We start from the raw sequence: 23,181 nt of genomic DNA on the forward strand, positions 1-23,181 counted from the left end.
CGCGGAGCGGTACAAAGGGGCTTGCACGATCCGCCACAGGCCCTATGTGACCGCCTCCCGCCGACGAATCGCACGGTCGATCGTGGGCGCGGCCTCTTTCGCAAGCAGGCCGGTGTGGACGCATAGCTCAGTTGGTAGAGCAGCTGACTCTTAATCAGCGGGTCCTAGGTTCGAACCCTAGTGCGTCCACCATTTTTCTCTTCATAAGCAAAGCTTTGAAGCTCAGGCGAGATTCAGTGCGGACGCGCTTTCTGCCGCTAGTAAGTGCTCAGTAAGGCTCAGCTCGAATCCGGGCCAGTCATGCGGTCGCCAGCCCGACGATCAACCCGACGAACCAGCATGCCGCCGACAGATGCATGAAGCGCAAGCCCCAGGCGTCGAGCGTGTGATCCTTTGGGGGGCGCGCGGCCCACGCTTTCAATTCCTCACCCAGCCTCTCGATCGCCGCGGACGAGATTTCTCCCTCGAGGGTCGACGCAATGCGTTGAAGCGCGTCCAGCCGAAGGCCCTGATCGCTTGCGAGCCCAATCAGATGGAGATGTTCTCGCTGCATGGAGAGCATCGCTAGGACGATGCCGACGACGAAGAACGCGATCGCCGTGCTGCCGCCTTCTGACCAAGGGTTTAGGGTGAAATCCTCAGCCACCTGACTGAGTCCAGCCAGCAATGTCACCCCATTCAGGGACAACGAGCCGAAACGCATGCGATCGAGAAGTGAGTCCCTGCGGACTAGCGTTGCTCGATAGCTTTCTCGCGCATCGACCAACGCGCTCTGATTGGCCGCATAGTTGTATTTGAAAAAATCGCGGACCGCCTTCGGCTCTTCAGAAGGCCTCGCCATCACCCCGACAACCTCTGATCCAGCAATCTCCGCACCGCCTCCGGCCGCGTAGGCTTGTCCTTCTGGTCGGCGCGCCAAGCGTCAACACGCTCGAGCATGTCTGGCTGCATTCGCACATTGATCGACACGCCTTCGCCCGTTGCGGGCCTGCCTCTTTTTCTGGCACCATTTATTCTTGCGTCAGCCATGAATTAGCGGTACCAAAAAAGGTGCCCACTGAGAAGGAGAGAAGTGATGGCCACCGCACCTGTCGTTGAAGAAAGCCCTTCGACCCATACCGGCTCGATCGAAAGCTGGCATGCACTGTTCAAGCGTTACGCTGCGGCGAAGCGCAAAGCCCAGGACTACGAGGCGACGGACTATGATCCGATGCGAAGGGCTTTCATGGCCCAATTTCCGAAATGGCCCTCCGACCTCGTATCGGCAGCAGCAGAGAAATGGAGCCGCGAGCATGGCTTCGATGTCGTCGCTACTCGGCACGATGAGCTCGTCAACGCGTATGCGGAACTCGGGGATGAGCTAATCAAGCGGCCCGCACCGGATGAAAAGGCCGCTCTGTGGAAGTTCGACTTTCTGTTCGCCGATTTCGACGAGAACGGCTTTCATACGAGCAATTGGTCGCACGAGTATTGCAGCCAAGCGCTCGTCGATATCCGACGCTTTCTCAGCGCAGTCTGATCGGGAGGCGTGAATGATTGCATTAGCAACCGGGCAACCGGCGTTCAGGCAAGACGGGGACTATACGATCCTATCGGTGCCTTCCGGCGATGGCGCTCCGATCGAAATCGCGTTCAGTAAGAACCAAGTCGTCTACCTGTCCCGTGAGGCCGCGGATGCGGTACAGGAAGCATTCTCGACGATGCCAATTGCGGCCGAACTGATTCCAATGGTTCGCTAGCGCTCTTCCTCGATCCGGCCACGCGTCGCGCCTTCCCACCAATCCGACATGGTCTCGGGCTCAGCTTCGCCGGAGGCTACGTCCACGATGAATTGCGCCGAGGCCGCTCCCTGCCCGGGGACGCGCCCGGTCGCATAGCCGATGAGCTCGAGCGTATTGCGCGTCGCGCGCGTTGTGTCCTCGCCCTCTCGCAGCTTCCGCACATCGGAGCCGACCCGGACCATCGATTCGCCGAGCCCCGCAATCGGCGTGAAGCGATAGGGATAAGCCTGGTCGCCAGCCACCGCAGCTGTGGTCACCGGAACGGCATCACGGAAGAACGGTAGCGGGGCGGCGAGGCCGTATAGCGACTGCTTCGCTGCCCACTCGGCCCAGCCTTCCTCGTTCTCCTCGTCGGGGCCCTTTCCCGAGACCAGCTGCCCGATCACCGGGACCAGCGCCACCAGCACGAACGTGCGCGCAGCGATCTCCGGAATCATCTCCGGCGCCTTCTCTCGCTTGGCGTCGCTCGCGTCGTAGTAGAGATTCGCCAGTCGATTGAACTGCGCTGACTGGAACGAATAGAAGAGGGTCAGTGCCTTGCCGAGTTCGCCGGCAGGCCCGCGGCCGCGCTGGATGGCGCTCAGATCCTTCGCCGCGCCACCCCCTTGAGATTGGAGCACGGCGCTGTCCGCTTCGTAAACTGCCTGCTCTTCGCCCAATCCTTGCGCCAGCGCCTTGTTGTAGGCGCCCAGCCAGGTCGGGATCGACACGAGCCGGTCGAATGCGGAAATGCCCGAGTAGGCGTAGCGCGAGACCATGGCGCCAACGTCGGTTCGACCCGCCACCCGGCGCGCGTTCTCAGCCATGTCCCGATCCATGGTAGAGAAGCGGGTCTTGAGCTCGTTGCTCCGCTCGATCGCGAAGCGGTTCGCTTCGATCGGGTTGCGCAGCGACAGGCCGAGCCCTTCCATGAACCACCTCAGGCCGATGCGCTCGACCGAGTTCGTGTAGCCCGCTAGCTGCGTGATGACGGTGTAGACCCGGTATCCCATGCCGACGAACGTCGTATTCCGCCGCAGCGTGCGCATCGCGTTCTCGAGTTCGCTGACTCCGGCGCGATCATATGCCCACTGGTTGGCGACGTGCTGCAGCCAAGGACGGAAGAGCTTGCTGATGTGCTGGCCCATCGTCTCATCGACGGCGTCGAGCACTCTGCTGTCCGAAAGGAAGCGGTCGGCCTGCATCACCGCTTCGCGATGCGTGATATCGTGCGCGACCTCGGCGACGTGTCGTTGAATGACGTCGAGAGAAAGCAGGATAGGCCGCTCGACCTGCGTGCGAGCCTTTGTGAAGCCCCGCGAGGTCGCCGCCCGCTGATAGGTGTTTTCGAACAGGCTGTCGCGGTTACGCTCCTGCTGCTGGCTCGTGGCACGATCGCGCGCCAAGTCATAGACAACGGGGAAATAGCCGCCGCGCAGGATGCCTGCCGAGGTATTGAGCCTGCGCGCCCGTACCTTGTCGGGCGCCACCCCATTCACGCGCTTCTCGACTTCGACGATCTTGGGCCAGAGCTTCTCGATGGTGTCCCACACACGCTGGACGTACTGCCACTCTTCGGGAGCAAGCTCCTTGTCGAGCACGCGCATAACCTCGTTCTCGCGCCAGCCGTAGCCGCCAGCTAGTTTCGACGCGTTTTGCTCATTGCCCATGTTGAGCGCCATCGAAATGAGCTTGCTCCGCGGACCCGCAAATGGCTCGAGCGTCCGAAATTCGAGCAGACTATCGATTTGGATCTTGTCGCCCCAGGTCGCGAGGACTTTCTTGGGCACCTTCTTCAGATGCTCGTCGAGCTCGCCTCGAATCTCCTCTATCAGCTGTTGCTCAGCCGCTTGCGCCTCGGAGAGCGGTTGCCACACCACACGATGAAACGCCCCGGCACGGCTCCCATCGAGCCGTTCGAAGATCGTATCCATCTTGAGCAGCGAAGCGCCGATGCCGAGCGCGCCGGATTTAATATCGTCGAACTTCGTCGGATCGGCGAAGCCCTTCGTCTTGCGCGGCGGCAGGCGCTGGATCGTGGTGACGGCCTCATTGACCAGCGCATCGAGCTCGCGCTCTTCCTGCCGATCGCGCAGCGTCTGCTTGAGACGGCCAAGGTGCATCACCTGCTTGACCGCGTCATCGAGCCCGAGAAGGTTCTCAGCCGAAAGCTTCGTCCAGTTCGTGCGGCCGAGTGTGCTGGCGAACGAGCGAGGGACCGCGATCGAGTATCCTTCCTCCTCGCGCTTCGCAGCCCAGCTTTCAAACGTCTCCTGCCGCTCCACCTGTGCGCCAGACCGCTTGCGTAGGTCGACTTGCTCGAGCAGCGCGTGCGCCTGTTCCAGATAGTCTTGGTCGACGCTTGGCATGGTCTTCTTGCGCGCGATCTTGTCGAGACGGGCGACCGCCTTTTCGACCTCGACCGAAGCCTCGCGCGCCTCCCGCACCAGCGCGTTATTGACAAGCTGCGCCTGCTTGTGCCGGAACGCGACCCGGTAGTTGCCAGCAGACAGCGCCTCGAAAGCAGATGCGGCATTGCGCGCCGCCGCGCGCCGGTACTGTTGCAGCGCGGCCCCGCTCAGATGATCCTTGACCTCGCCCTCGCGAATTTTCCGTCGCGCCCATTCCCGGGCCATCGAATAGGGCGTGGGCCGATCACCGACGCGCCGTGCGAGCGCGCGCACCTCGGCAGCGAGCACCTCGCCCTGCAGGTCATTGTGCACCGAGGACAGCGCTTCGGTCTCGACCTCCCCGGTCGCGAACGGGTCGCCATATTGCGCGTCCATCCGATCGAGCGTCTCGGCATCGATCGTGGCGGCGCGCACGGAACGCTTGTCCCCATTTTCGCGCATTTCGCGACGCTGCTTTTCGAGACCCATCAGCGTCTCGATCATCTCGCGACCGTCGCCAAATCCGGCTTGTTCGGCGACCGCATCAGGGTTGGCGCCGTTCTTCTTGTACGACTTCGGCACGCCCGCCGGCATGAGCCCGAGCGCATCCTGGCCGAAGCGATCGACGATCCACTGTTGATTGAGCGGCGCCGAGCGAACCAGATCGAGCGCACGCATCGGTGGCCGTGCATCCACATCGACGGCAACCTCGGCGCGGACCTCTGCCTCCATCGCCTTGTAGCGTGCAGACTCCTGCGCCTTGAGGCGTGCGAGCGCCTTCCCGAGCAGTTCGCTGTTCGCGGCGCTTTGCGATTGCGCGACCAAATCCATGTATTCCGCGAATTCGGCCTGCGTCATGCCCGCTTCGGAGAGAGACCCGAACGCCGGATCGAGCACCTGCTCTTCGCGCTTGGTCGCGATCGCGTCGTCGGTCGCCAGCAGGCGATCCATTACATGGCGAATGTCATCCGAAATCGGCGCGTCGAGATTGCGCGCACGCCGATAGATCGCGACCAGCCAGGACCGAACCGTTTCGAACACGTCCCGCAGGGCCGACGAGGGCGCTTGCCCTTCGAGCAGATAGCGCTCGAAACCGCGGGCCCACAGTTCATGCGCCTCGACCGGGATCGTCCCGCCTTCGAGCGGCACCTTGTTGGCGGCGAACCACTGTTCGACCGCCTGCCAATCCGCCTTAAGCTGATCGTTCGCATCGGCTCGCGCGGCATCCTCGCGCAGTTCCTCGAGATAGAGGTGTCCGCTCTCGTGGAGGAAGGTCGACAAGTTGCGCGACTTGAAGAGACGGATGATCGCTTCGCCATCCTCGGTGAAGTGGATCTGCCCCCGCTCGCCACTGGCGTAGGACCGACCGCCCAGATCGCGCGCCTCGAAACGCTCGATCGCCTCCCGAATTTCCGCATCGGTCATGGCACCGGGATCAAAGTCGTCGCCTTCGAGCAGCTCCCGAAGTTCCTCGGCTGCGAGGCGCATGTCATCAATGACCGGCTCACCAGCGTAGCGAGCGTCGCCAGCAAGTTCCGCGGATAGGGCGTCGACGAAATCCTGAGTGTCGAGCGTGGACGGACCCGCCTCGGTCTCGACCGCCTGCAGTTCAGGGAAATAGCCCGCTTCGATTGCCGCCCGAAATGTCGTGTCGATGCCGTAGTCGCCATCCCCAGAGATGCCGCCGAGCGATTTCTGCGGATCGAAGTCCCGAACAAGCTTGCGCCGAAATGCCTTGCCGCGGTGCCACTGGTCGAGCCCGATCGCTGCAAGATCGCCGCCTGTGTCGTTGATCCCGCCCCGCGCTGCGATCCATTCCAGGAGCGATGGCCCCGTCTGCGTCGCGGCAGGCTGTCCGCCGCGAAGGGCGTTGATGACCAGGTCTGTCGCGTCCGCCTTGGCAGCGGCCTTGAGACGTTCGGGGAGAACCCGCTCGACGGTCACCGGGTCGAACTCTTTCCCGGTCAGTGCTTCACCGCGTCGCTCCGCGCGCGTCGCATACCGCTCGGTCACGAGCTCAGCCTGAACCCGTGCCGCATTGCCCGAGTAGCCACCAGCGGAGATCGCTTCGTATGCCTTGGCGAAAAGCTGCGAGCGCGGGTCGTTCCCGCGATCCTCGACCAAGTCCGCCAACTCGGTATCGACCCGATCGGCTTCCTCGCCAAATGCATCTGTCTCGGCGCGCGATTGTCCGCCCGCCGACATGCGCACGTCGTTGCGAAGAGCGTTCCAGGTGGAGCGATCCGAGAGGTGCGTCATCGCCTCGGACAAGGAAATGACGAGGTCACCGCCCGTCGCCTCGGCTTCGGCCAAGGCGTCAGCCTGCGCGCGCCACCAGTCCGTTTCCTCGAACCCTTCCGACTGCATGTAGGACCGCACGGCCGACGCGGGGACATAGAGCTTGTCGGCAACCATGTCCTCGCTCAGCCGGTCGAGCATCGATTGAAATGCGCCGGGGTTGCGCTTGCGGAGCTTGGAGTCGGCTGCGCCATCCGCGAGCCGATCGAGGAAGTAGCCCTCAGCCTCGGCTCTTGCCCTGACGCCTTCGCGCGTTTCAGATCGCGATGCGATCGCGCTCAATCCGCCGAGCGTGCCGGTTGCGACCAGTGTCGCGATCGCGGTCTCGTAAGCAGCAGCGGGTCGCTCCGCCCAGAACTCGCCCCATGTCTTGTCCGGATTGGCGATGGCCGTGTCGATCGCATCCTGAGCGATTGTCGTGAGCTGTTCGGTCGCCAGCTCCTTGCCGAAAAACTCGGCGACGAACTTGCCGGTCGATTGCCGGCCGAATTTCGCCGCCACCGTGCCGAACGGAAGCAGGCTGAGACCGGCTTCCACGGAGCCTTCGCCTACCGCGCCGACTGTCGCCTCGGCTGCGGTCCCGCCGCGTGCGCGATACTTGCCGTAAGCGGGGGCGGAAGTCTGCGCGCCAGCAATCATCGCAGCGGGGTATGGGGAGCGCGTAGCAACAGAAGCAGCCAGGGCGGGGACCATCTGGGCTAAGGATGCGGCGCCGGAATAGACACCGCCTGCCGTTGCACTTTCGAACGTAGGTGTGCTCGCCTGTATGTCCGCCTGCGTAGCCCGAAACCGCCTTAGCAGACCCTCCCTGCTGGCCTTTTCCTGCGATGCGGTGATGTATTTCGGACGTGGAAGCCAGTCACCGAGAGCGAGCGCCCCCCCATCTTTGAGTTGCTCGAAACCACCGACGAGGCTTTGCAATAAGCCCGAGACGATATTGCCGAACGTTGGTTCGACATCTGGCGCAGCCCGAATGGACCAACCGTTGCTCAGGTCTTCCCTGTCAAAGGTACGCGCAATCTTGCCGATTGCCCGACCGTCGTCCTGTGCCATTGCCGCAACACGGGGATTGTTGCCGAACCACCGTCTAAGGACCTCATTTTCCTGCGCTTCACTCAGAAATTCGAGCCGCCAAAGCGATCGTTCAACTTCATCCTCGCGTCCAATAATTTCGGACAAAGCGCCACCAGTGCGTTCGGCGAGTCGATCTACTCTAGCAGTTGCGTCCGGCGCTGGCGCGTCGCGGAGCGTGCGGCTCAAATCTTCCCGTTCGATATCCTCGACGGCACGCAAAATGCGATCACCTTGCGTCTCGTCAGGCTGCGCGCGCTTGCGACGCTGCAGCCGTTCTGCATAGTCGAACGGGTTGGTCGGAACGGGGGTCATAGACGCGAGCTAAGCGCTGCGCTGCGGTGCTTGGCCCGCCATGAGGGGGTCGCCATCGGCGGCCGTGCGGACGTAGCCTTGCGGCGCCTGCCCGCTCATCGGGTCCTTCGTTGCCGCGCTCTCCGCTTCGGGGGTGAGTGCCGCTGACGCCGCGGCCTGTTCGCTCAGGCGGATTTCGTTTTCTGCGTAGATGGGATCGCTCACCTGCTCACGCCAAGCAGCCCTCTCGGCCTGGTCAACCGGTTCGAACTGCCATGTAGGCTTCCCGTCATAGTCGAACCGCTCGTTCGGCAGGACGATGCGGAGATTCGGGAGTTGCGCACGAACGCGCGCACGGTGCAGGGTCATTGTGCAACCTCCTTCTCGGGTGCCCACTTCTCGATCTTGCGCTCGAGAAATTCGGCGCTGGACTGCGCGAATGCGACGGGATCCGGCGCGCCCATCAGGCTTGCATCGAAATGCGTCTTATCGACACCATGCGGGCGCAACAGCGTGGCGAGACGCCCGCCGACCGTACCTTGAAACCGCATCCGGTCCCGCAACTGGCGAAAGTCGATTTGTTTGCGAACCGATCGACCATGGGCCACCATCAATTCGACTGCGCTGCTCGTCTCGTTCTCGAGGTTCTCGACCGCGTCCTGGAGTTCGTCGCTGGCTTGACGCACCGCCTCTGCCGCCTGTTGCCGACGCTGAAGTGCGGCAGCCACATCCTCGCGTAGTTTTTCGTAGGCTGCGACCCGCGCTTTTTCGGCGCTCGCTCCCTCGACTTTCCGGGCCTCATCGAGGGCGAGTTCCAGGCGCTTGAGCTTGCCTCTCGCGCCATCCACCCGCTTTTGGGCGTCGTCGACCTGGCCCTTTTCCGCGGTGCCGGTCGCTTCTGCCAGCGAGGCTGCTCCAAGCGCTTCTTCGGCTTGCGCCAGCTCGTCACGCAATTGCCCGTGCCGGGTCTCGTAATCTGTCAGCGTGAGCATCCTTAATCTCCTTTCGAATCTTCGAGCGTGGCGCGCATCCGGCGCCCTTCCTCGCGAATGTCTTCCGGGTCATTCTCAGGTTCGCCCGCTTGTGCTTGCTCCACCCTGCGATTGCCTGCCGCGATTGCGTTCGCAATGGCATCGGTATCTTCGACTTCGACCGACATGCGGTTCCCCCATTCGTCACGGCGACGGTTCGTCAGCCAAAGGCGTTGAGCGTTGACGTCGGCCGGAATGTGCTTGGTGATCGTCGCGACAACTGGCTTACCGTCGAAGAAGCCGACCTTTTCTTCTTCGATGTCGTAGCCGAGCGCCCGATTGTAGAGCGCGCTGACAACACGATCGTCGGCAGGCTCTTTTCCGACCCGCAGTGCCTCTGCGAACTCCGGATGCTTGACGGTCCACCGACCAATGGTCCGGGCACTCACACCCAGTTCGCGGGCGATCTCCGGGTTCGTCGCACCATTTGCCGCCAGTTCGCGGGCAATAGCGCAATGCGCGGAATCGTATTCGGTTGGTCTGCCTGTCATTTCGTCCGCGTTATGGACGGACAAAAGGAACGTTTGAATCGCGGGCGCGGATCGCCTTTGCCTTGCCTCGGCCTCGCGAAAAGTGTTTCTTTAAACTCGTCAGAAGGAGGACCGCAGATGGGGGATTTTTCGCAAGAAAAGCGAGCGCGCTTTGTGCTCTTTCTCGGGCTGGGAATGCTCGCTGCCTTTATGTTCTTTCACGAGATGATCTCGGACACCCTGGGCTATGAAGGTGAATGGCTAATCGAAGGCGGCGGTCTCCACACACTTGCCGGCGCTCTGATCCTGCTCGGTGCTTGGAAGTGGCTCAATGTCCATGAGGACCGTCGGAATGGAGATGACCGCTAGGAATGCCCCGACGCAGGTCCCCGCCACCGCTCTCGACGGAGATCTTTGACGATTGGACGGCTCACGATGGCGGCCCTTGTCCCGTCGATCCCGACAGCACCCCGGCTGTGATGTTCCGCTCTGGCGTTCGAACACAGCCAACGCGGCCGGCAAGCAGCTGGGAGCGGTTCTGGACCCACGAGGGGACCGGCATGGATATTGTGGCTTACCGGCTCTGAAGGCTAGCGCCAGATGCCGCTAGTTGCTGCTTGCGCGCGCGATGCGAATACGAATTTGCCTGCGAGAGAATAGTAGGAGGATTTTCTATATCTCACGCACGCAAGCAGCATCTGTCAGCAACTAGCAAGGCCGTTTAGCAAGAGAGGCTTCCGAATGAACGACCGACGGTTTCCGGAAAGCTTGCGGACACTGCGTGATGGACTCAGAGCCGCATATCGGGAACAAGATCGGCCGGGGTAAGTTCACGGCGGTGTTTCTCGTTCAATGTCTGATAGCACTCGGAGCAGACTTGGTCAGATTGGACTAGCTTTTGCCGCGGGATCCGCCGTCTTGTCTGGGGGAGGACTCTGGCATTGGGCCAGTTCCCAAGAAGCTGAGTATCGGAACACCGCCGAACGAGACGCACGATACGAGGAAAGCGCCGCACGTGAAAACGTGCAGATCGAATGTGCGATCGCTGATATCTCTCGCGCGGATTGCGACGACCGCATCGAGCAAGCAGCCAGGGACGCTCAGGAAAACACTCGCGATCTTGAAGCCCAGCAGACCATGGCGGTCTGGACCAAAGCCATGGGGCTCGCTGCGGTCATCGGAATGTCGGTCGGTATACTCAGTCTTGGTCTGATCTTCTTCACCTTCCGTGAAACTCGTAAGGGCGCCCAAACCGCGCGCGACAACCTGAACGCCTTCTACGAAAGCGAAAGAGCTATTGTTCACGCTATCGCTGGACGCGTTGGCACAAGCAACAAGCGGGGCGGAGAGTATGTTGCTTTCGAGTTCAAGAACAAGGGCAGGTCGCCGGCTAGGATCGTGAGGATGGGCGGCAATCTCCCTTCCAATGACACCGCGACTGAAAATGCCGAAACCAGATGGACGGTTATTCCGGTTGCGGGTTCTGTTTCCGTCATCGCTTTTCCCGTTCCACCGAAAAACGCGATTCTGGAAACGGAATGCTGGGTAGAATACCGCTCTGTCGGGCCGAAAATCTATACCAGCTATTTCGAGGTCACTGTGAAATGGCGAGAAGAAAGAAGCACCTCGCTCGTTTTCATAACGCCAGCTTGGGAGGTGACCGTTACCAATACTGATGGGCACCCAAAAGACACGTAAAACCCCGTAAACGATGGCAGCTGCAATAGCCCAAGCAGATCATTGCCTACGCGTTGGTGCGCATGGGACATAATGCCGGGAAAGTCTGCTCCAGGTCAGTCGGCGAAGGTCTGAGAGCAACTTACTGGCATAGCGCATTCCTTATGAGCTTACGGGCGATGGCACGGCGTTCGAGCTCCTCCTTGCCCCGATCGGCGAAGCGTTTGTGCACGAGCGGATTGATCAGGAAGCGAGGCTTGTTGCTCTTAGGGGCCGGTTCAGCCCATTCGCCCCAGCCAAACGCCTCTAGTTTCTCGCACAGCACCCTCACTTCATCGGCGGTGACGTGACGGAAAGACTGCGACGAACTCTGCACATCGCGCGCTTTCACCTCACGGACTTCGGAGCCAACGATCCATGTCGCGAGGTGGACCAGATGTTCATGCCCGGCCGACATTCCGAGCACCCCCGCATAGAACGCAATCGCGCTCGGGCGGAGGAACTGCTCCATGAAAGCGGCTACGCGCTCGGCAGTGTTGCCGGAAATCTCGGCCGGCGGTTGGATCTGATCTGAGTGGTCGACGCAGTGCCAGAGAACGCAGAGACGGGCAAAGAGACCGTCATACTTGCCGAAATGGGCGGCAAGCTTCGGGGAGACGGCTTCTAGAGCCGTGATAAGATCGAGATGCTCCTGCTCGAGCTTCTCGCGAACTCGGCGAGCATTGTCGTCGAGGCGAAGGGGGGAAGCCGGATCGTCAAATTTGATGGTTCCGCTCCGTTCGGGTGGTCGCATTACTTCCAGCCGCTCGATGAGCCTCTCGTAGTCGCTGAGAGTGCCGTCGGCTGGCACGTCCCGACCTACTTTCCCGGCTCGCAGGATGACAGGCAGAAGCCGCTGCACCAGTCCGTCGTCGTGGGTATCATTCGCGATCGAGCGGATGGGCTCGGGCTGGATCCCGCCTAGAAGGCTAATCGAGCAATTCGGAATATAGGATGCTCCACGCGCGATGCGGTTCAGGCTGTAGCTGCCGCCGTTGAAAGCTTGCAGCCAGAAACCGCGGTCGGCCTGTGAGCCCTTTCCGGGCGCATACTTGTCCATCGCGCCAAACCAGCCGGACAGCTCGTCCTGCGCCGAAAGCACGCCACGTGGGGAGTCCCGCAGCACTTCCTGCGCCGCCTCGATCGTCGCATCAGAGATAACGCGACGTTCCTGGCGTGGTCGCTCAGCCTCCTTTCGCTCTTTGCTACTCAGGGCGTCATATTCCTGCCGCTTCCCGGCGTAGACTCTCATCAGATTTGCATCGATCCGCTTCAGAGGACGAAGCGCAGCACTCATGATGGGCGTCTTCTTCATCGACGGCGAACCGACAAGCCCTACCCACAGTCGCGCGCTTTCTCGCCAAGAGGGATCATGGCGCTTCACCTGCAGCTTGATGTCGTCGGTAATCGTCGCCGCACACACGCAAAGGGTAGCCATCGCCAGTCCAGCGGGATCAACTCCCATGATTTCAGCATGCCCCCGCGCAAAGCGTTCCACAGCTTGCGGAAGCAGCCCCTCAGGCAATTCGGGTGCTGAGTAGTGTTGCCAGAGGTTGACGGGTTCAGGGTGCAGCACAGGCTTGACCGAAGCCTGTTTCATTAACTCGCGAAGATCGTCCGGGCCGCCAGCCCAATCGAGTATGTCGCCACCTTTCGGCAGACCTGGTAGCCGGATGAGGAACGGCGAGCCCTCTGCCTTTTCGATCGCCTCGACCGCACACTGTGCTTGCCTCTCGCCAGATGTGTCATTGTCAGGCAGAACGAAGACGGTCCGTCCCTTCACGTACCCGGAGAAATCGAAGCTCTTCCAATCCTTGTGGCTCGTGGCGAGGAAACTCCACTCGGCGAGCCGGTCGGCCTTCGCCTCGCCTTCGGCCATGACGATCGGCAGGTCTCGCGGCGCAGTGAGCAGGTCGGGCAGGCGATAGGGGACACGTTCTTCGCCAGCGCCGCGCACCCATCCGCCCTTGCCGTCCGGGCGATCATATTGAAACGACTTCGACCGGCCGTCCGGTCCTGGTTCGATGCGATGTTTCCGATACAACAGGGCACCGTCGGCTGCATGAAACTCGAAAGTCGCGACGATCTTTTGCCCCGGGCAAAGCCCAACGGCGTGCTCGCGAGGGGTAGGCGTATTTTGCCGGGGCGGCGACCATGGAACCCTGTCGCTGAGCGACTGCAACGGGGGTAGGAAGCCGTCTACTCGCAGCCTGTCCTTCTCCACGCGCCAGTCTCCGCCGTTGAAGCAATGGACAAGGCACCCATCAGGCTCATCATCCGCTGCCTTAACAGCGACGCCTCGATCGCGGGCACTATGCCCGATCGCGGGGATAAGCGCCTGCCCACCGGAAACCTCGCCGCCATAGTGCTGAGCGATAGCTTGGATATCGATCATAGCTCGACCACCAGTGTCGTGAGGTCGAGCGAGCCCAGGAATTCGTTTCGGGCGGAGCGATATCGCGGAAGCAGCGAACGACAGAGCTTACCGGTCGGCATGCGCGGCGACCAGCGGCAATCGAGCGAGCCTTCATTGAGGATGAATTCGACCGACCAGCGCCCTTTCAGCCGGTAGGTTTTTCGGTAGCCGTATGCGCTCACGCTGCCACCTCGCTATCGAGATGATCGACCACGACGATTGGCAGGCCATTTCGTGCCGGCCATTGCTTCAAGAGATCGAGCAAGCCGCGCAGCGGTAGCACTGGCTTGAATTCGATCGAGGCAGTCCACTGGTCGCCAGCATATGTCGCCACCCAGTGGGTTCGGTCACGATTAAAAGGTTCGACCCGGATTGCTCGCAAGGGCGGGTTGGGGAATCGGGTGAGCGTCATCGCCGCCCTCCATGCGCCATCAGCACGCCACGGCTTCCTGCCGTCAGGCTTGCCCAGGGTGAGCCATTGGTGTATTTCCTGCGGCGTTCGATCGTCGTGGAGAGAACAGAGCCGCCCCTGCCAGGGCGGCTTTTTCGTGGGTCAGGTGGCCTTCGCATTGGACACCTCCCACAGCTTGAGCGAGAGGGTCGGCAGCTCAGCGCCGTCGCCAACATTCTCGGCGACGATCTCGTTCAGCGCCATGCTGCGTTCGAAGTGCTCGAGGGCGACTGCGTTCGCATCGACAGCGTTGTGCCAGAAGCCGATCGAACGGCGCCCGAAACATCCGCCATCAATCATCACGCGAAAGCCGATCGTGCCGACGGGCTCGACCCATGTTTGGCGAAGCTCGCTCATGCTGACACCTGCGAGGTCGAGAGAAAGCGCCTATCCTCGATCCAAGTATCCAGATCGCACCTTTTGTATCGGACAAATCGGCCGATCTTATAGAAGTGCGGTCCCTCACCGCTTACCCGGTAGTGGGCGAGCGTTTTCGCAGAGAGGCCTACGACCTCACTAGCTTGCCCCGGCGTTAGCAATTCAGTGCTCATCACTGCCTCCATCCTTTGCGTTTGGAAGCTAGTGGGCGGTCGCATCCCTTTGAATCGCGCAGCATCCGCAAGCTTCCCGTAGGAGACTTGTGGACCCGTTGCGAGGGGCTTTGAATTGCATCAGTAAGATTTTTAGGTGACTGTTTTTGAACGATAAACAGAGAAATGCACCGCGAAAAATCAGCGGCTCTGGCTTGGCCCCAGAACTATACCGGCCACTCGAAAGGCCCATGCCTCGAGTGCCTCTCGCTTTTCGTCGGCCCAGTCGTGCCGTTGATATACACCAGCTACACCGGCTCGTGCACCGCTGACATGATTCAGGACTGACTCTGTCACTTCGAACCTGATGCCCAGGCGCTGTAGTCCGGTGGCAACTGTGCGGCGAAGATCATGAAGGCGCCAGTGCGCAATCGGAGGGCGCTCTGCTATGGAGGCGACCTGAGCTATTTCGCGGTCCAAACGCGCCTTGGCCTTCGAAATACCCGAAACAGGCGTCTTCCCGGTGACGGTGAACACTAGCCCGGCATTGGGCCACTCCGCAGATGTCGACAAGGCATCGAGTTCCAAAATCACCGCTGGCGCGAGCGGTACGATGTGAGCCGCCCTGTTCTTCGCCCTCGCCGCAGGGATAATCCACACTCGCTCTCTTCGGTGCAATTCTGTCCAACTCATCCCCATAACCTCGCTTCTCCTTTGCCCCGTAAGGACGAGCAGGCGGACGATTGGGCCGAACGGGTATGACATTCTTTGAGATGCGGCCCACAGAACTGCGATCTCCTCATCGGATAGGTAGCGATCGCGACTTGGGGCCGAGTCAGGTGGAGGAAGGCGATCAAACGGATTCTCGTCGATCAGATCGCGTGCCGCTGCCCATTTCCAGAGGATGCGCGAATAGCTGTATAAGCTCCGTCGCGTGGCAACCTTTTCCGGAGGCACGCTATCGAAAAATGCTGCGAGCTGAGCCCGACTAATCTCGTCTATTCGCTGCGCTCCAAACTCCGCCCGCAGCTTAGCCGCAGCCAATTTAGCGGCTTTCAAGCTAGCTACACTGCGTGCGCGTCCGTTGTGGTGACTGTAAGAGGCCAACCAATTTTCCGAAACTTCGGAGAAAGCGCCGTGCAGGCCCTTCAAAAACTCGGCCGTCCGCCTTTCCCCTTCCTGACGATCCAGCTCGAACGGATCTCCTCCAGTGTCAATTATCCGCCGTAGCTTGCGTGCTTGTTCGCGTGCCTGATCCGGGGTCCAATCGCCGTATTTCCCGATGCGATAACGCCTATCTGCTCGAGAGCCGCGCGGTCGATATTGCAGCACGAATATTTTGGAGCCCGCAGGCGTCACCTTGAGGCCGAACCCACTTACGCTCCCCCGGCCCGAGTCCCACAGGTAGAGGTCGGAATTCGGCTTGTCGGTCCTGGGAGTCGCGGTATCAACGGTCCGCTTCGTTATAGCGCAGGAGGGCATGTCTCTCGTCCAGTAAGTGTCTCGGTAAGTTTGCGCGATACACCAAGCGGGATTCGGCGGGAAGCTGCGGGGCCATACGAATTGAGGAAACCACGTTTTCCATGCGCTTGGAGGTGTTAGATGGACGAGACAGGGTCTAGCGGGATTTGCTGCCAGCTGACTCTTAATCAGCGGGTCCTAGGTTCGAACCCTAGTGCGTCCACCACCTTTTCAAAAACTTCGAGATGATTGATTGGTGCAGCCGCCTGCGTGGGTCCAGATGGGGTCACCGGATTGTTCTGCTTTTCGCTAGGCGGCTTCGTACTCACGCCACAAAGGCCGTGGCAAACCTCCAGTTTTGCAGCGAGAGAATTGCTTTTGGGTGAAGCCAAACGCGGCGAGAAGGCAGGAAGTTTGGCGTTGAATATGCGGCCCTAGCCGCCATAGTCGTCGCATGATCAAGCCGCTCGCATATCATGAGAATATCGTCGATTGGCTCTGCACGAATGAAGACGGTGTGTGGGACTGGTTCTCGATGCGCAAGCTTCAGGACGACCAGGATACCGAGACCCGCGACCTTCTCCTGAAAGAGACCTACCGCCTCTCGCGCGAAGCCCACGGTGCGGTCTATGATTGCTGTGAAACCGCCATGGCGAAGCTCGGGGTCGAAGCGCCGGTAACACTATACCAGGCGGGCGACGGCGCGATGAATGCGGCGTTGTTCTTTATCCCGGATGAAGTGCACATCGTGCTCTATGGCCCGGTGCTTGAGAAGCTCTCGAAGGTAGAGCTGACCGCCCTGTTCGGGCATGAGGTATCGCATTACCTCCTATGGACGCTGCAAGACCGGCGCTATCGCATCGCGCAGCAGATCATCGATGACAGCGCGCAGCAATCGGTCAGCGATTATGCGCTCTCCGAAACTGCGCGGCTCTATCGGCTTTCGACCGAGGTGTTCGCCGATCGCGGCGCGACGCTGGCCGCAGGCGGAGCGGAGCCTGCGATCGCGGTTCTGCTGAAGGTGATGACCGGGCTCGCCACGACCGATCCCACGGCTTTCCTCGAACAAGCGGCAGAACTCGACGCGAAGGGCGAGATCAACAAAAGCTCCAGCCACCCCGAAGTCTATCTGCGCGCGCTGTTTATCGACCGCTGGGAGCGCGGCGACAGCCCGCAGCAAGAGGTCGACAGCTGGGTGCTGGCAAAGCTGAAAGGTCCGCTGGCTATCGGCAGCCTCGACCTGATCGACCAGGCCCGGCTGACGGCGACGACGCGGCAGTTCTTTTCGCTTCTGCTGTACGACACCACGCTTGCCAGCGAGATGGTGGTCACGCAGGTCAAGCAGTTCTTCCCCGATTGGCAAGCGGGGGAAACAGCTCTCGATCCGTCGTCGCTGACGGAGCTGGCGACCGACAAGAGTATCCGCGACTATCTGGTCGCGCTGATCTTCGACCTCGCCCACGCCGACCCCGACCAGACCGAAGAGATGCTCGCCCGCGGCGGCAAGTTTGCGGCCGCCATGGATTGGGAAGCCGATTACCTCGAAAATCTGAAAGCGCTGCTCAAGATGCGCAAGCCGCAGATCGACCGTGTTCTGAGCGCGTCGAAGAAAGTTGCGTGGGAGTTTGGCCGATGAGCGCCGAGAACGAGACGGATTCGCCGGCCGACACGCAACCAGCGATCGAAACTACGCGTGAGCCGCGCACCCTCTCCAAGGCGATGGAGGGCTATTCGGGACGCGTCCCTGAACATGACCTCGTCCACATGTTCGTCCCGCTGATGCGCGAAGTCGCAGCGCTTCACGCCGAAGGGCGTGTGGCGCAGATCACGCCCGACACCTTGCTGGAAGACCCTGACGGGACGCTGAGGCTGGCGAACCCCCGGGGCTCTCCGCTGGTCGCCAATTTCGAAGCTCTGCGCGCGGTTGAACCCCGGGCCACGTCCTCGCTCAACATCGTCGGCAGTCTGGAGGTGACGAAGGACAACGCCAAGGGGGTAAGCTGGCGCGATCGGGCGGTCGCGACCGAAAACGACCCGATCAGCCGGCCGGTATACGTCGCAGGCTACCGTGCGTGGGAAAGCCTGATTGGGCATCATGACGAGCGCACCGATGTATTCTGCATCGGGCAGCTTCTCGCTGCGCTGGCTTGCGACCTCGATTTCGAGAGCGACGGCGATCTCGCCGCCTTCGCCGAAACGCGGACGAATCTCTTCCGGATCAATCCGCATCTCCATCCGGTGGTTGCCGCGCTGATCGAGAACATGACGCCGCTGGTCCGCAAGGATCGGCTGGCCGACCTTGAGGGGATCGCGGCCCGTCTGGAGAACTACCGCGAGGATAACGCGACATTCGATCCCGTGCGTGCGCTCGACGGGGTGTCCTCGATACCGGATCGCCGCACCGCAGTGCTTACGCATCTACGCGACAGGCTGTTCGACCTCTCGCGCAGGAACAAGCTGATCCATTTCCGCCCGACCCAGGCGAGCGTGAACATGACGGTCGCGAGTGTCCCGCTGGTGATGCGGGTCGAATCGATCCGGCGGGACCAGCTTTGCACCTGGAACGACCGCTTCGCGAAGGATGTGCTCTCGACCAAAGCACAGCCGCTGGGGCGCTGGCTGCGCTTCGAGGATCAAACCTACCTGCCCTCCTCGCTGGACCGCATCCTGCAACAATCGCGCCGGGATCGCGCCGAGTACGGCTTCAGCAACCTTCGGCTGGTGGTGGCATTCCTCAACTGGACCAACCTGAAAGACGCGCCGGGCGACAAGATCAATTCGCCGCTGCTCTGGCTGCCGGTGGACGTTCACAAGAAGAAGGGTGTGCGCGACCGCTATACCTTTCAGGCGCTCGACAAGGTCGCCGAGTTCAACCCGGCGCTGCGGCATTATCTCAAGCAATTATACGATATCGACCTGCCCGAAACGGTCGATCTGTCCGAAACGAGCGTCGAGCAGATCCATGCCGATCTCGAGAGACAGATTCATACCAGCGAACCCGGCGTCACGCTCGACCTCGCGACCGCACCGTCAATCCGGCTGATCCACGAAAAAGCGGTGCAGCGGCTGCGGCAATACGAGAAGCGGCGGGGGCAAACCCAGCGACGCGCCATCGGCCGACCGGATTTCAGCTACGGCCGCGACGACTACAAGCCGCTCGGTCGCGCGATCTTCGAACGTCAAGTGCTCATCAAACCGTTCCCGCAGCGAGAAGCTCTCGGCCTGCCGATGCCCGCTCCGCGCCCCGATTACATGGCCGGCGCGGCGGTGAAGGAAACCGAGAAATACTCGCTCGAAAAAGAGGACAAGGGCAAGTTCGCGTGGGAGATCGACTGCGCGCAGGTGACGCTGGCGCATTTCAATTATCGCAAGATGTCGCTGGTGCGCGATTATGCCACGCTGATCGAAAGCGCCGATGAACAGCCGTCGTTCGACCGGCTGTTCTCGATTGCCCCGCGCGATGTCGATCCCAGTCCTCCCGATCCTCTATCGCTGCTCGACCAGTGGAATGTCGTCGCCTCCGACGCGACCCAGGATGCGGCGGTGGCGATGGCGCGCAGCGGCGACAGCTTCATCATCCAGGGCCCGCCGGGCACGGGCAAATCGCAGACGATCACCAATCTGATCGCGGACTTCGCCGCGCGCGGCAAACGGGTGCTGTTCGTGTGCGAGAAGCGCGCCGCGCTCGATGTGGTGTTCAACCGCCTCAAACAGGCGGGGCTGGAGCGGCTTTCGACGCTGATCCACGATAGCCAGGAAGACAAGAAGGCCTTCATTCTCGATCTCAAGGATTGCTACGAGGACTGGATCAAGAACGAGAGCGGGCTCGAGCAGATTACCGTGGCGCGAGAGCGGACGGTCAAGGCGCTCGACCATCATTTCAGCCAGATCGTAGCGTTCGAAGAGGCGATGGCGGCGGTGGAAGCCGACGATGCCTTGTCGATCCGTGCGCTGATCCGTCGGCAACTGGAACTGCCCCCGGTTACGGGCGACTACCCTTTTTCGGTTCGCGAACGCCTGCCCTCGCCCGCCGCGTGGGGGCAGCACAAATCGCTCGCCTCGCAGATCGAACAATCGATGCGGCAGAGCTTCGGCGTTACCAGCCTGTCGCAGACCCCTTTTGCGATGCTATCGGAAAGCATCGTGCGCGATGATCGCGCTTATGCCCGAACCGAGGAGTTCATAAGCCGCGCCGAGCCGCTGGCGGATCGGCTGGCCGGACCGCATGAGCGTCTGCCCGACTTCATCAACGCTGCGGACTTAACGTTCGGCGAACTGACGGCGTTGGCGCAGCTGTGCGACAAGGCCTTGGCCAGCAAGCTTGCCGATAATCTCGACCTGCTCGATGAAAATTCCGCCGACAGCGCCAAGCTCGCGGACTTCCGTTCGGCCCGGCAGGCGATCGAGCGCAGGCACGCCGAGGCTGCCGAAGTAGCGAGCAACTGGCACGATCCGCTCGCGCCCGAAGATGCGGCGAACGGATTGGCCCTCGCCGAAGTCAAAGAGTCCGGTTTCTTCAAGTTTCTGAGCGGTCCGTGGCGGAGCCTGAAGGCGACTGTCACCGCGCGCTACGATTTCGCGGCGCATGCCGTGAAACCGAGCATCACCGAAGCGCTGAGGAAACTGGTCGCGCTGCACGCGGTCGAAGCCGAGATGCATAGGCTCGACGCCGATATGGGCGCGGCGTTCGGAACCGACGAGCCAGCTTTGCTATTGGAAATGCTCAATACGGTCACGCAAGCGCGACGCGAGGATGCGCGGATCGAGCGGTTGTTCGATCCGGCCCGGCCCGCGCATGGCGCCATTGCAGACCTTGCCGCAATGCTGCCCGACTTGCTGGCCTTGGCCGAGGCGTCCTCGGGCGCAATCGACGACGCCGACACCCGGCCGTTCGCTATCCTGGAGGAAACTCTGCGCGACATGCGCGAAGGGCTGGAGGACTTGCCCGATCTCCTGCCGCTGCTCGCGTCTACCTACACTGCCGATCCCGCCAGCGGATATGTGCTCCGCAACATCGCGGAGACTGCGGAAGGGATAGAAGCGCTGATCGTGGACGAGGCGCTGCAGGCGACGTTTCGGACCAAGCCAGAATTGAAGCGTTTCGATGCAGCGCGGCTTGGCCAACTCGCCCGCCGCAGCGCGAAGGCCCGTGCGATTTTGGCCGAGCAGAATGCACAGGCGGTACTGGCCAAGGCCCAGAACGACTTTCTCGCCAATGTGCGCCATTCGACGCTTTCGGCATCGCAGCTCGATGCCCGGGGCAAGGCGTTCAAGAAGGCTTACGCGAATGGACGGCGTGAAGCGGAGCACGAATTTGGCAAGACCATGCGTCACCGCTCGATCCGCGACATGGCGAGCGGCGACACCGGATTGGTGGTCGGCGATCTCAAGCCCATCTGGCTGATGAGCCCGCTCTCGGTCTCCGATACGCTTCCGCTATCGCCCGACCTGTTCGATGTCGTGATCTTCGACGAGGCGAGCCAGATCCCGGTCGAGGACGGCATTCCCGCGCTGTGCCGCGCGCCCCAGCTGATCGTGGTCGGCGATGAGATGCAGTTGCCGCCGACCAGCTTCTTCGCCACGAGCATCGATGAAGACAGCATGGAGATCGAGGTCGAGCACGAGGGCGAAGCCTTCAACATCATGCTCGATGCGGATAGCCTGCTGAGCCAATCCGCCCGGCACCTCCCCGCGACTTTGCTGGCATGGCACTATCGCAGCCGCTCCGAAGCGCTGATCAGCTTCTCCAATGCCGCGTTCTACAATGGTCAGCTGGTGACGATTCCCGATCAGGCATTCCCGGTGCCTTGCGCAGAGCCTGCCCCGCTTGCCTCGGACGACGAAGCTGCCGCAGCGGTAGCGACCCGGCGACTGCGCGAGCGGCCGATCAGCATGCACACGGTTTCGGACGGGGTCTATCTCGATCGGGCCAACCAGCCCGAAGCCCGGCTGATCGCCGCCATGGTGCGTGAATTGCTGCTTCGCGGCGATGGCAAGAGCATCGGCATTGTCGCTTTCTCCGAAGCCCAACAAAGCTGCATCGAAACTGCTCTCGAACAGCTGGCGAACGAGGACAAGGCATTCGGCGCCCGGCTCGAGGACGAATTCAACCGCGAGGACGACGGGCAGTTCGATGGGCTGTTCGTCAAGAATCTCGAGAATGTGCAGGGCGATGAACGCGACATCATCATCCTGAGCGTCTGCTATGCGCCCAATGCGACAGGCAAGATGTCGATGAATTTCGGCCCGATCAACCAGCGCGGAGGCGAGAAGCGGCTCAATGTAATCTTCAGCCGCGCGCGCCACCACATGGCGGTGGTTTCGACCATCGAACCCGAGGCGATCACCAACACCCATAATGATGGGGCGATGGCGTTGCGCACCTTCCTCGCTTTTGCCCGCGCGCGTGCCATCGGCGATGCCGAACTCGGCCGCTCGGCGCTCGCCTCGATCAATCCGAACGCCCGCACGATCTTTGCAGCTGCCCCTCCCGCAGACCCGCTGCGCAGCGCCATCGCTCAGGAGCTTGCCATGCGCGGGCACGATGTCGCCGAATATGTTGGCGGGGCAAGCTTCCGCTGCGACCTCGCAATCGTGGCGCAGGACAAGGCCGACTTTGCGCTGGGCATCCTGATCGACGGGGGAACGCTGGACAGTGCGCGGCGGATCTACGAGCGGTTCGTCTTCAAGCCCGCGATTCTGCGCGCCTTCGGGTGGAAAGTGGTCGATATTCCCTCGCATTCATGGCGCCAGGACAAGGACGGCGTCATCGCCATGATCGAGGCCGAGCTGAAGCGTACGGATGCCGCACCGGCGGACGATGATCCGTTCACCGATATTCCAAGCCCGGCGCAGGTCAGCGTCCCGAGTACCAAGCCGAGGAAGCCGCTAACCGAAGAGGTGGCTCCACCGGCGAGCGACGATTGGCAGACCTTCCGTTTCCAGCAGGGTAATTCGGACAAGTTCTGGCGGATCGCGCTTCGGGGGAGCGATGTGGTCGTCAACTACGGTCGCAGCGGGACGAAAGGGCAAAGCGTCACCAAAACCTACGAAGACGGGGCCCGCGCGAGCCATGAGAAGAACAAGCTGATCATGGAAAAAACACGCAAGGGCTACGTCGAGGAATGATGTGCCGAGTTGCTTTTTTTCGCGCGATCGGGCTCATTTCATGAGGTTGTGAGGCCTATTCGGTTTCCAGCCCAGTGGGAGAAGTCAACGAAGATCGGTCGGAAAGCGACGCGGCGACGCGGCGCGAAAACGTGTTGCGAGGTAACGCGTCCATACCACGCCGGG

The 23,181-nt window shown here is 61.5% G+C and carries 18 protein-coding genes and 2 tRNA genes; 9 read left to right on the forward strand and 11 right to left on the reverse strand.

Translation table 11 applies throughout. The annotated features are described in order from the left end of the window. The first annotated feature begins 116 nt into the window (after positions 1–116). Positions 117–192, forward strand: a tRNA-Lys gene (locus tag AAG612_RS03045). A 106-nt stretch (positions 193–298) separates the two neighbouring features. Here AAG612_RS03045 and AAG612_RS03050 read toward each other — a convergent pair. Beyond that, positions 299–841, reverse strand: a complete 543-nt coding sequence (locus AAG612_RS03050; RefSeq protein WP_342507106.1) for a hypothetical protein — start codon at positions 839–841, stop codon at positions 299–301. Between the two features lie 234 nt (positions 842–1,075). On the opposite strand from AAG612_RS03050, the gene AAG612_RS03055 reads away from it, so the two are divergent. Both AAG612_RS03055 and AAG612_RS03060 read left to right on the forward strand, forming a co-directional pair. After that, the gene (locus tag AAG612_RS03055; protein WP_342507107.1) at positions 1,076–1,519 is read left to right on the forward strand and encodes a hypothetical protein; all 444 of its coding nucleotides are present in this window, start codon (positions 1,076–1,078) and stop codon (positions 1,517–1,519) included. Positions 1,520–1,532: 13 nt separating this feature from the next. Next, positions 1,533–1,739: a hypothetical protein gene (locus AAG612_RS03060; protein ID WP_342507108.1), complete on the forward strand. Its 207-nt coding sequence runs from the start codon at positions 1,533–1,535 to the stop codon at positions 1,737–1,739. Here the strand turns inward: AAG612_RS03060 and AAG612_RS03065 are convergent. The 4 genes from AAG612_RS03065 to AAG612_RS03080 all read right to left on the reverse strand — a co-directional run bounded on the left by AAG612_RS03065 (position 1,736) and on the right by AAG612_RS03080 (position 9,335). Beyond that, positions 1,736–7,087 carry an acetyltransferase gene (locus tag AAG612_RS03065; RefSeq protein WP_342507109.1) on the reverse strand — a complete coding sequence of 1,784 codons (5,352 nt, stop codon included), beginning with the start codon at positions 7,085–7,087 and terminating at the stop codon, positions 1,736–1,738. The genes AAG612_RS03060 and AAG612_RS03065 overlap by 4 nt on opposite strands. Before the next feature lie 756 nt (positions 7,088–7,843). Continuing rightward, entirely contained in the window at positions 7,844–8,182 is a 339-nt protein-coding gene (locus AAG612_RS03070) for a hypothetical protein (protein WP_342507110.1), read from the reverse strand. After that, positions 8,179–8,805 (reverse strand): hypothetical protein, encoded by a 627-nt coding sequence (locus tag AAG612_RS03075; protein ID WP_342507111.1) that lies wholly within the window; start codon positions 8,803–8,805, stop codon positions 8,179–8,181. The genes AAG612_RS03070 and AAG612_RS03075 overlap by 4 nt, the downstream gene beginning before the upstream one ends. Positions 8,806–8,807: 2 nt before the next feature. Continuing rightward, positions 8,808–9,335, reverse strand: a complete 528-nt coding sequence (locus AAG612_RS03080; RefSeq protein WP_342507112.1) for a helix-turn-helix domain-containing protein — start codon at positions 9,333–9,335, stop codon at positions 8,808–8,810. A gap of 117 nt (positions 9,336–9,452) precedes the next feature. Here AAG612_RS03080 and AAG612_RS03085 point away from each other — a divergent pair, with 117 nt between their 5' ends. The 3 genes from AAG612_RS03085 (at position 9,453) to AAG612_RS03090 (ending at position 11,012) form a co-directional block, all read left to right on the forward strand. Beyond that, on the forward strand, positions 9,453–9,683 hold the full coding sequence (locus tag AAG612_RS03085) for a hypothetical protein (RefSeq protein ID WP_342507113.1): 231 nt from the start codon (positions 9,453–9,455) through the stop codon (positions 9,681–9,683). Between the two features lie 415 nt (positions 9,684–10,098). After that, positions 10,099–10,209 (forward strand): DUF6471 domain-containing protein, encoded by a 111-nt coding sequence (locus AAG612_RS16300; protein WP_425341826.1) that lies wholly within the window; start codon positions 10,099–10,101, stop codon positions 10,207–10,209. A 128-nt stretch (positions 10,210–10,337) separates the two neighbouring features. Then, complete coding sequence (locus AAG612_RS03090) at positions 10,338–11,012, forward strand: hypothetical protein (RefSeq protein ID WP_342507114.1); 675 nt, start codon at positions 10,338–10,340, stop codon at positions 11,010–11,012. Between the two features lie 121 nt (positions 11,013–11,133). Here the strand turns inward: AAG612_RS03090 and AAG612_RS03095 are convergent, their stop codons facing one another. The 6 genes from AAG612_RS03095 to AAG612_RS03120 form a co-directional block, all read right to left on the reverse strand. Next, positions 11,134–13,425, reverse strand: a complete 2,292-nt coding sequence (locus tag AAG612_RS03095) for a DUF3987 domain-containing protein (protein ID WP_342507115.1) — start codon at positions 13,423–13,425, stop codon at positions 11,134–11,136. After that, positions 13,422–13,628 (reverse strand): hypothetical protein, encoded by a 207-nt coding sequence (locus AAG612_RS03100; RefSeq protein WP_342507116.1) that lies wholly within the window; start codon positions 13,626–13,628, stop codon positions 13,422–13,424. The genes AAG612_RS03095 and AAG612_RS03100 overlap by 4 nt, the downstream gene beginning before the upstream one ends. Next, positions 13,625–13,858 carry a hypothetical protein gene (locus tag AAG612_RS03105; RefSeq protein ID WP_342507118.1) on the reverse strand — a complete coding sequence of 78 codons (234 nt, stop codon included), beginning with the start codon at positions 13,856–13,858 and terminating at the stop codon, positions 13,625–13,627. The genes AAG612_RS03100 and AAG612_RS03105 overlap by 4 nt, the downstream gene beginning before the upstream one ends. A 141-nt stretch (positions 13,859–13,999) precedes the next feature. Beyond that, on the reverse strand, positions 14,000–14,254 hold the full coding sequence (locus AAG612_RS03110; RefSeq protein WP_342507119.1) for a hypothetical protein: 255 nt from the start codon (positions 14,252–14,254) through the stop codon (positions 14,000–14,002). After that, positions 14,251–14,493: a helix-turn-helix transcriptional regulator gene (locus AAG612_RS03115; protein ID WP_342507120.1), complete on the reverse strand. Its 243-nt coding sequence runs from the start codon at positions 14,491–14,493 to the stop codon at positions 14,251–14,253. Before AAG612_RS03115 ends, AAG612_RS03110 begins: the two co-directional genes overlap by 4 nt. Before the next feature lie 135 nt (positions 14,494–14,628). Continuing rightward, positions 14,629–15,909, reverse strand: a complete 1,281-nt coding sequence (locus AAG612_RS03120; protein WP_342507122.1) for a tyrosine-type recombinase/integrase — start codon at positions 15,907–15,909, stop codon at positions 14,629–14,631. A 122-nt stretch (positions 15,910–16,031) separates the two neighbouring features. Here AAG612_RS03120 and AAG612_RS03125 point away from each other — a divergent pair. The 3 genes from AAG612_RS03125 (at position 16,032) to AAG612_RS03135 (ending at position 23,016) form a co-directional block, all read left to right on the forward strand. Beyond that, positions 16,032–16,114: transfer RNA gene (locus AAG612_RS03125), tRNA-Lys, on the forward strand. 228 nt (positions 16,115–16,342) lie between these two features. Then, complete coding sequence (locus AAG612_RS03130) at positions 16,343–17,524, forward strand: M48 family metalloprotease (protein WP_342507124.1); 1,182 nt, start codon at positions 16,343–16,345, stop codon at positions 17,522–17,524. Beyond that, a complete protein-coding gene (locus AAG612_RS03135) occupies positions 17,521–23,016 on the forward strand; it encodes an AAA domain-containing protein (RefSeq protein WP_342507126.1) in 5,496 nt (1,831 codons plus the stop codon). Before AAG612_RS03130 ends, AAG612_RS03135 begins: the two co-directional genes overlap by 4 nt. The last annotated feature ends 165 nt before the right edge of the window (positions 23,017–23,181 follow it).

The sequence above is a fragment of the Citromicrobium bathyomarinum genome, assembly GCF_038594605.1.
GTDB classification, from domain to species: domain Bacteria; phylum Pseudomonadota; class Alphaproteobacteria; order Sphingomonadales; family Sphingomonadaceae; genus Alteriqipengyuania; species Alteriqipengyuania bathyomarina_B.